Genomic DNA, 8,622 nt, shown 5'->3' on the forward strand with positions numbered 1-8,622 from the left:
GGCGCCGAGACGGTGGGGTACGCACCGCGCACCGCAGGAGCGGTGGCGAGCTACCTCCGGGTGGAGCGGTAGCGGCGCTCGGGACGCCCCGCGTTGCCGTAGTTGAGCCGCACCGTGGCGAGTCCCTGGTCGACGAAGTACTCCAGGTAGCGGCGAGCGCTGACCCGCGAGAGGCCCACCTGCTCCCCGCAGTCCGCCGCCGACAGCTCACCGTTGCTCGACAGCGCATCCTCGACGAGCTGCGCCGACTCCGGGCTCAACCCCTTGGGAAGGGTCGTGGCAGCGGCCGCCGGCGCCCCGAAGGCCCGGTCGATCGCCGCCTGGTCGGGCGCTCCCGCGGCGAGGGTCGTCAGCGCCTCGCGGACACGCTGCATCCGGGCAGCGAAGTCGTCGAACTCGAAGGGCTTGACCAGGTACTGCATCGCACCGCCGTGCAGGGCGGTGCGCACGGCCTCGGCATCACGCTCGGCCGTGACCATCACGACCCCGACGGTGCTGCCGTCCGCGCGCAGCGACTGCAGCACGTCGAGCCCGCTCATGTCGGGCAGGTGGACGTCGAGCAGCACCAGCCCCGGGTCGAGGTCGCCGCACATCTGCAGGGCCTCGGCTCCCGTCCGCGCCGTGCCGACGACCTCGAAGCCGGGCGTACGAGCCACGAACTTCGCGTGGATGCCGGCGACCATGAAGTCGTCGTCGACGACGAGGACGCGGATCATGCGAGCTCCAGCGGCAGCCGGACGCAGAAGGTCGCGCCGTCGCCGTGCTCGACCGTGACCGAGCCTCCGCGCTGCGAGCAGATCAGGCGGACGAGCGGCAGCCCGATGCCGCGGCCACCGAGCACGTCCGGCTTGGTCGAGAAGCCGCGGGTGAAGATCGCGTCGACCATGCCCTCGGGCACGCCCGGGCCGTTGTCGCGCACCTCCAGGACGATCTCGTCGCCCGCGACGACCAGCTCGACCTCGACGGACGGGTGCGGGCTGGTCTTGCACGCGTCGACGGCGTTGTCGACGAGGTTGCCGATGACGGTGGTGAGGTCGGCCGAGGCCGTCGGCGCCAGCGCGGGCAGGCCGGACGTCGACGCCAGCGTGAGGCTCACGCCGTTCTCGGCGGCCACGCTCGACTTGGCGATCAGGAGGGCAGCGACGGCCGGGTCGGTGACGCGGCGGGTCACGGCGTCGCTGATCTCGGCCCGTCGGCGGGTGAGCGTGCCCACGAGCGTCGTCACCTCGTCGTACTCGCCGAGCTGCACGAGACCCGAGATCGTGTGCAGCTGGTTGGCGAACTCGTGCGTCTGGGCGCGCAGGGTGTCGGTGATCGACAGGTTCGAGCTCAGCTGGCTCTGCATCGACACGAGCTCGGTACGGTCACGCATGGTGGTGACCGTACCGATGCCCTGGCCGCGGCTCGACGCGGACCGCTGGTTGAACACGACGACGCGGTCCCCGACGAGCAGCACGGCGTCGGCGCCGGCACTCCCGTCGGTCAGGATCGTCGCGACCTCTGCGGGCAGCCCGAGGTCGTCGACCCGGCGTCCCACCGCGGCGCCGTCGATGCCGAGCAGCTCGCGAGCCCCGTCGTTGGCCATCGTCACCCGGCCGTCGGTGCCAACCGCGATGACTCCCTCGCGGATGCTGTGCAGGAGCGCCTCCCGGTGGTCGGCGAGGGTCGCGAACTCCTGTGGCTCCAGACCCCGCGTCCGGCGCTTCACCAGCCGGGCCAGCAGCAGCGACCCCGCGACGCCGAGCAGCGCACCAACGCCGAGATAGAGGACCAGGTCGCCGGCGGCGTCGGTCAGACGGGCCCACGTCGTCGGATAGCGCTGCTCGGCGATCGCGAGCCCCACGACCTCGCCGCTGTCGTCGATGATCGGCGCATGTCCCGCCACGTAGCGACGTCCGCGGGTCTCCACGTCGCCGATCCAGCCACGTCCCGCCTGGACCCGGGAGTCCCCGAGTGCGGCCTGCTCGCCGATCAGTCGGGGATCGGACGACGACAGGATCAGGCCGTCGGGGTCGGCGATCGTGACGTCGGTGGCGCCCGACAGGCTCACGGCACGGTCGATCGGGGGAGCCAGGCTCCTCGCTGGTGCCGGGCGGGTGATCTGGTCGCGCACGACGGCGCCGTTGGCGAGGTACTCCGCGACCGACCGCATCTGCGCGCCCCGGTCAGCGGCGAACGACGCCGTCGACTGACGCACCGAGATGGCGCCGACGATCGCGAGCACGAGCGCGATGACGACGAGCTGCAGGACGAGGAACTGTCCGGCGAGTGTCAGGCGTCTCCGCCGTGGTGACCACAATGTCCACAACCTCCTTTGCTTCCGCAATGGTGACCCAGACCACATCGGACCGTCATGCTCGGGGTCGACCACAGGAGGTTCCATGACGCCGACCCGGCGCACCCAGCGGCCCTGGGCGATTCTCGCACTCGCCCTCGCGGCAGCCCTGACGCTCTCCGCGTGCGGGGTCACCCGTGGCGACGACGGCGAGGCCAACCGTCGCGTGAGCATGTACATCCCCAACAGCCCCGGCGGCGGCTACGACCTCACCGGACGGGCAGCGGCCCGCGTCCTCGAGGACGCCGACATCTCCGGCCGGTTCGAGGTCACCAACGTCATCGGCGCCGGCGGCACCGTCGCGATGCAGCGCCTCCTCAACGAGCGCGGCGTCGACGACCTCGTGATGTCGATGGGTCTCGGCGTCGTCGGCGCGACCTACACCAACGACTCCAGCGCCCGCGTCTCCGACGCGACGCCGATCGCTCGGCTGATCGAGGACCAGGAGGCGTTGATCGTCCCGAAGGACTCCCCGTTCAAGACCATCGACGACCTCGTCGAGGCCTGGAAGGCCGACCCGCAGAGCGTGACGATCGGTGGCGGCTCGTCGCCGGGCGGCCCCGACCACCTCTTCCCGATGCAGATGGCCAAGACGGTCGGCATCGACCCCAAGCAGGTCAAGTACATCGTCTACGACGGTGGCGGACCGCTCACGAGCGCGCTGCTGGGCAAGAAGATCGACGTCGGCACCTCCGGTCCGAGCGAGTTCGAGGGCCAGATCAAGGACGGGTCGCTGCGGGTGCTGGCCGTCTCCGGCGCCGAGCGGCTCGACAACATCGACGCCCCCACCCTGAAGGAGTCCGGCGTCGACATGACGTTCGTCAACTGGCGCGGGATCCTCGCGCCCCCCGGCATCTCGGACGAGTCGCGGGACCGCCTGGTCGAGATGTTCACCGAGATGCACCAGACCCAGGGCTGGAAGGACGCGATCAAGCGCAACGGCTGGATCGACTCCTTCGCCACGGGCGAGGAGTTCGCGACCTTCCTCGCGGAGCAGGACAAGCGCGTCGAGACGACGCTGAAGGAGCTGGGACTCGCATGACGACCATCGAGAAGCCCGTCGGGACGGGCACGCGCATCGTCGACAAGGCGCAGTACGGACTCGCGGCGTTCCTCGCCGTGGTCGGTGCCTACGTCGTCTACGACGCCACGACCCTGGAGGACGGCTTCGCCGACCAGCCGGTCCAGCCCTACGCCTTCCCGTATGTCGTCGGAGCGGCGCTGCTGCTGCTCGCGGCGCTGCTGGCGATCGCGACCGCCCGCGGTGACGCGCCGACGGTCGAGGACGGCGAGGACGTCGACCTGACGGAGCCCAGCGACTGGGTCACCGTCATGAAGCTCGTCGCCGTGTTCGTGGCCAACATCCTGCTGATCGACTGGCTCGGCTGGGCGATCACGGGCGCGATGCTGTTCGTCGGCACCGCCTACGTCCTCGGCAGCCGCACCCTCATCCGCGACGTCGCGGTGGGCGTGGCTCTCTCGGTCGGCACCTGGTACGGCTTCTACTCCGGCCTGGGTCTCGCGATCCCGGCGGGCGTCCTGGACGGGATCCTGTGATGGGCAACCTCGACCTGCTGCTGGAGGGCTTCCAGACGGCCCTGACCCTCGAGAACCTCTTCTACGCCCTGCTGGGCGTCTTCCTGGGCACCGCCGTGGGAGTCCTGCCCGGCATCGGCCCCGCCATGACCCTGGCGCTCCTGCTGCCGATCACCTACAGCGTGGGCGTCGACAGCGCCCTGATCATGTTCGCCGGCATCTACTACGGCGGCATGTACGGCGGCTCGACGACGTCGATCCTGCTCAACACACCGGGGGAGTCGTCCTCGGTCGTGACCGCCATCGAGGGCAACAAGATGGCCAAGAAGGGCCGAGCCGCCCAGGCGCTGGCGACCGCGGCCATCGGCTCGTTCGTGGCCGGCACGATCGGCACCGCGCTCGTGGTGCTGTTCGCCCCGCCGCTCGCGTCGCAGGTCGTCAAGCTCGGCGGTCCGTCGAACTTCGCCCTGCTCCTGCTGGCCCTCTTCGCGGTGACGGCCGTGCTCGGCACGTCCCGTCTGCGCGGCTTCATCGCCCTGTTCCTCGGCCTGGCCATCGGCCTCGTCGGCGGTCAGACCGGCCAGCAGCGCCTGACGTTCGGCAGCCCGCTGCTGGCGGACGGCATCGACATCGTCGTCGTCGCGGTCGCGATCTTCGCCATCGGTGAGGCCCTCTGGGTCGCGGCGCACCTGCGTCGGCGCCCGCTCGACATCATCCCGGTCGGACAGCCGTGGATGAGCCGTGAGGACTGGGGACGCTCGTGGAAGCCGTGGCTCCGCGGCACCGCGTTCGGCTTCCCGTTCGGCGCGATCCCGGCCGGAGGCGCCGAGATCCCGACCCTGTTGTCGTACGCCACCGAGCGCAAGCTCGCGAAGCACCCCGAGGAGTTCGGCAAGGGTGCCATCGAGGGCGTGGCGGGGCCGGAGGCGGCCAACAACGCCTCGGCCGCCGGCACGCTGGTGCCGCTCCTGGCGATCGGCCTGCCGACGACCGCGACCGCCGCGATCATGCTGCTCGCGATCCAGAGCTACGGCATCGAGACCGGCCCGCAGCTGTTCACGGGCGAGCCCGAGCTGGTCTGGGCGCTGCTCGCGAGCCTGTTCATCGGCAACACGCTCCTGCTGCTGCTCAACCTGCCGCTGGCTCCGCTGTGGGCCAAGCTGCTGCAGGTCCCGCGCCCGTACCTCTACGCCGGGATCCTGTTCTTCGCCTCGCTGGGCGCCTACAGCGTCAGCTTCCAGCCGTTCGACCTCGGCATCCTGCTGGTCATCGGCCTGCTGGGCCTCGCGATGCGTCGCTTCGGGCTGCCCGTGCTGCCGCTCATCATCGGCGTGATCCTCGGGCCCAAGCTCGAGGACCAGCTGACGACGTCCCTGCAGATCTCGTCGGGCGACATCAGCACCCTGTGGAGCGAGCCGGTCGCAGTGATCGTCTACGTCTTCATCGCGGCCACGCTGGTCTTCATCGTCGCCAACGGCCTGCGCAAGCCCCAGGCCGAACCGGCCACCGACGACAAGGAAGAGGTATCGGCATGAGTGTCGTCGTGATGTTCAGCCCGGACGAGTTCGGTCACGCGGCGCTGTCGTACGGCGCCACCGAGGCGGCTCGCCGAGGGGAGCGGCTCGTCGTCGTCAACCCGTCCAAGGGTGACGCCTACGTCGACCGCAAGTTCGCCCGTGACGAGGAGATGGCGGGTCTGCACACGGCGCTCGACCGCCTCGACGTCGAGTCAGAGGTGCGGCACGACATCGTCCCCGACATCGCCGGGGCGGTGCTCGACGCGGCCGCCGACACGGGCGCGACGCTCATCGTGGTCGGGATCCGACCACGGACGCCGGTCGGCAAGCTGCTGCTCGGCAGCGTCGCCCAGCGGCTGATCCTCGACGCGACCTGCCCGGTCCTGGCGGTCAAGCCGGACGGCGCGGAGGACCTGCTCGTCTAGTCCTCGTCCGGCTCTTCGGGCTCGTCGGTGACGGGGACCGCGCACACGCCGTCCACGCAGGACGGTGCGTCCTCGTCGCCGACGATCTCGAGCGGGCCCGTCATTCGCCGGCCGCGGCCTTCTGCAGCACGTCGACGAAGACGGACGGGTCCTGTGCGCCGGACACCCCGAGGCGGCCGTCGATGACGAAGAACGGCACTCCGCTGATGCCGTAGGTCACGGCCTGGTCCTTGTCGGCGTGCACCGCCGGCAGGAACCGCTCGCTCGTGAGCGCCTCGACGGTCTCGTCGCGGTCGAGCCCGATCTCCACCGCCAGGTCGGCGAGGTCGTCGACGCGACCGATGTGGTGACCCTCCTCGAAGTAGGCCGCGAAGAGGCGCTCGCTCATCTCGTGCTGGCGACCCTTCGACTTGGCGAAGTGCAGCAGCTCGTGGGCCTTGACCGTGTTGGTGTGCTGCAGCGCGTCGAAGTTGTAGCTGAGGCCCTCGGTGGTCGCGAGGTGGGTCATCTGGTCCAGCATCTGCTCGACCTGGGCGGCCGGCATGCCCTTGTGCGAGACGAGGAAGTCGATCTCGCTGCCGTCGAAGTCGACCGGTGTGTCGGGCGCGAGCTCGAAGGAGTGGAGCTCGACCTCGAGCTGTCCGCCGGAGGCGGCGAACTCTGCCGCCGCCGTCTCGAACCGCCTCTTGCCGATGAAGCACCACGGGCACGCGATGTCGGACCAGATGTCGACCTTCACTGTTTGACTCACGCGTGATGCAACGCCGACCGACCCGCGGCGTATTCCACTTCCGTCGAGGCGGTCCGAGGGAGTAGTTTCATGTCATGACAATTGCCGTCGCCTACCGTCCCGACGAGTTCGGTCGAGCAGCTCTCGACTGGGCCGTCGCCCAGTCCCAGATCTCGGGGGACCGGATCGTCCTCATCAACATCAGCAAGGTCGAGCCGCGCCTCGACACCGGCTTCGCGCGCGGCAACCACGTGCAGTCGCTGGGGGAGAGGCTCGACGACGAGGGCGTCGAGTACGAGATCCGCCAGGCCGTCGGAGAGAACGTCCCCGACGCCGTGCTGTTCGAGGCCGAGCAGGCCGGCGCCACGCTGCTCGTGCTCGGCATCCGCCGGCGCAGCCCCGTGGGCAAGATCCTCATGGGCAGTGTCGCGCAGGCGATCCTGCTCGACTCGCCGGTGCCGGTCGTCGCCGTCAAGCCGTAGTCAGGCCGTGGGGTCTCGGCACGCCGCGCTAAGGTCGCGGTGCATCCCGACCCCCGAAAGGCGACACCTGTGACCCACGTTCTGGACGACCTCGACGCGCGCGGACTCATCGCGCACTCGACGGACCGCGACGCCCTGCGCGCGGAGATGTCGGCGGGGCCGATCACCTACTACGTGGGCTTCGACCCGACCGCGCCCAGCCTGCACATCGGCAACCTGCTGCAGATCCTGACCGCCCGCCGCCTCCAGCTCGCCGGCCACAGGCCCCTGCTGCTCGTCGGCGGTTCCACGGGTCTGATCGGTGACCCCAAGGAGGCGGGGGAGCGGATCATGAACACCAAGGAGACCGTCGCCGACTGGGTCGCGCGCATCGCGTCGCAGGTGTCACGCTTCGTCGACCTCGACGGCCCCAACGGGGCGACGCTGGTCAACAACCTCGACTGGACCGAGGGCCTCAGCACGATCGACTTCCTGCGCGACATCGGCAAGCACTTCCCGGTCAACCGGATGCTGGCGCGCGACGTCGTCAGCAGTCGTCTCGAGTCGGGCATCAGCTACACCGAGTTCAGCTACGTGCTGCTGCAGTCGCTCGACTACCTCGAGCTGCACCGCCGCCACGGCTGCGTGCTGCAGACCGGAGGCAGCGACCAGTGGGGCAACATCACGGCCGGCGTCGAGCTCGTCCGCCGCTCCGACGGTCACAAGGTGCACGCGCTCGCGACTCCGCTGATCACCAAGGCCGACGGCACCAAGTTCGGCAAGACCGAGTCGGGCACGGTCTGGCTCGACGCCGACCTGATGAGCCCCTACGCCTTCTACCAGTCCTGGATCCAGGCCGAGGACGCCAAGGTGGTGGAGTACCTGCGCCAGTTCACCTTCCTGACGCTCGACGAGATCTCCACGATCGAGGCCGAGCACACCGAGAAGCCGGGACTGCGAGGGGCGCAGCGACGGCTTGCTGCCGAGATGACGACGCTGGTGCACGGAGCTGACGAGGCGGCCGCGGCCGAGCTGGCCGCCGCAGCGCTGTTCGGCCGCGGTGAGCTCACTGATCTGCCCGAGGCGACGCTGGCGGCAGCCCTTCGTGAGGCCGGCGCCGCCGACCTCACGGCGGCCGACCGTCCGACGATCGTCGACGCCTTGGTCGCCTCAGGCCTCACCGACAGCAAGTCGGCGGCTCGTCGAGCCGTCGCCGACGGGGGAGCGTACGTCAACAACCTCCGCGTCTCCGACCCCGATCAGGTGCTCGAGGGTGACCTGCTCCTCTACAACACGTGGGCCGTGATTCGCAAAGGCAAACGGTCCGTCTCCGGCGTCCGCGTGAGCTGAACCCCGTCATTTCAGGGGGTCGCCTCGATGTGGGGTGGACCACAGCGAGCCGATTTGACCAGCGGGGAAATGTGCCCGTAATGTTCTTCTTGTTGGACAGCGCAGCGGAACGGCAAGCCGGAAGGTGAGTCGCCTCAGCGGTCCGACCAGCTTCACCGAAACGGTCAACGGCACGGAACCTTGTGGGTTTCAGGAGACGGATCGCTGATAACGGGGGCTGTGCATGGTGACCGACCCGGGTTTTGACCGGTGAAAACGAACCGTGTAA

At 69.7% G+C, this 8,622-nt stretch carries 9 protein-coding genes; 6 read left to right on the forward strand and 3 right to left on the reverse strand.

Features of this window, described 5'->3' with window-relative positions:
- Positions 1-50: 50 nt before the first annotated feature.
- Both HQK15_RS12315 and HQK15_RS12320 read right to left on the reverse strand, forming a co-directional pair.
- Positions 51-716: a response regulator gene (locus HQK15_RS12315; protein ID WP_173491743.1), complete on the reverse strand. Its 666-nt coding sequence runs from the start codon at positions 714-716 to the stop codon at positions 51-53.
- A complete protein-coding gene (locus HQK15_RS12320; RefSeq protein ID WP_217361606.1) occupies positions 713-2,299 on the reverse strand; it encodes a sensor histidine kinase in 1,587 nt (528 codons plus the stop codon). Before HQK15_RS12320 ends, HQK15_RS12315 begins: the two co-directional genes overlap by 4 nt.
- Before the next feature lie 82 nt (positions 2,300-2,381).
- On the opposite strand from HQK15_RS12320, the gene HQK15_RS12325 reads away from it, so the two are divergent.
- The 4 genes from HQK15_RS12325 to HQK15_RS12340 are packed head-to-tail and all read left to right on the forward strand — an operon-like array spanning position 2,382 to position 5,813.
- Positions 2,382-3,377, forward strand: coding sequence for a Bug family tripartite tricarboxylate transporter substrate binding protein (locus HQK15_RS12325; RefSeq protein WP_173491745.1), 996 nt, complete (start codon positions 2,382-2,384; stop codon positions 3,375-3,377).
- On the forward strand, positions 3,374-3,892 hold the full coding sequence (locus HQK15_RS12330) for a tripartite tricarboxylate transporter TctB family protein (protein WP_173491746.1): 519 nt from the start codon (positions 3,374-3,376) through the stop codon (positions 3,890-3,892). Before HQK15_RS12325 ends, HQK15_RS12330 begins: the two co-directional genes overlap by 4 nt.
- On the forward strand, positions 3,892-5,406 hold the full coding sequence (locus tag HQK15_RS12335; protein WP_173491747.1) for a tripartite tricarboxylate transporter permease: 1,515 nt from the start codon (positions 3,892-3,894) through the stop codon (positions 5,404-5,406). Before HQK15_RS12330 ends, HQK15_RS12335 begins: the two co-directional genes overlap by 1 nt.
- Entirely contained in the window at positions 5,403-5,813 is a 411-nt protein-coding gene (locus HQK15_RS12340) for a universal stress protein (protein ID WP_173491748.1), read from the forward strand. The genes HQK15_RS12335 and HQK15_RS12340 overlap by 4 nt, the downstream gene beginning before the upstream one ends.
- A gap of 100 nt (positions 5,814-5,913) precedes the next feature.
- On the opposite strand, the gene HQK15_RS12345 is transcribed toward HQK15_RS12340, so the two are convergent.
- Positions 5,914-6,564: a DsbA family oxidoreductase gene (locus tag HQK15_RS12345; protein ID WP_173491749.1), complete on the reverse strand. Its 651-nt coding sequence runs from the start codon at positions 6,562-6,564 to the stop codon at positions 5,914-5,916.
- Positions 6,565-6,638: 74 nt separating this feature from the next.
- On the opposite strand from HQK15_RS12345, the gene HQK15_RS12350 reads away from it, so the two are divergent.
- Both HQK15_RS12350 and tyrS read left to right on the forward strand, forming a co-directional pair.
- Positions 6,639-7,025: a universal stress protein gene (locus tag HQK15_RS12350; RefSeq protein ID WP_173491750.1), complete on the forward strand. Its 387-nt coding sequence runs from the start codon at positions 6,639-6,641 to the stop codon at positions 7,023-7,025.
- Positions 7,026-7,094: 69 nt separating this feature from the next.
- A complete protein-coding gene (gene tyrS / locus HQK15_RS12355) occupies positions 7,095-8,354 on the forward strand; it encodes a tyrosine--tRNA ligase (RefSeq protein WP_173491751.1) in 1,260 nt (419 codons plus the stop codon).
- Positions 8,355-8,622 lie beyond the last annotated feature (268 nt).

Origin of the sequence: Aeromicrobium stalagmiti (genome assembly GCF_013283745.1) — a bacterium.
GTDB classification, from domain to species: Bacteria; Actinomycetota; Actinomycetes; order Propionibacteriales; family Nocardioidaceae; genus Aeromicrobium; species Aeromicrobium stalagmiti.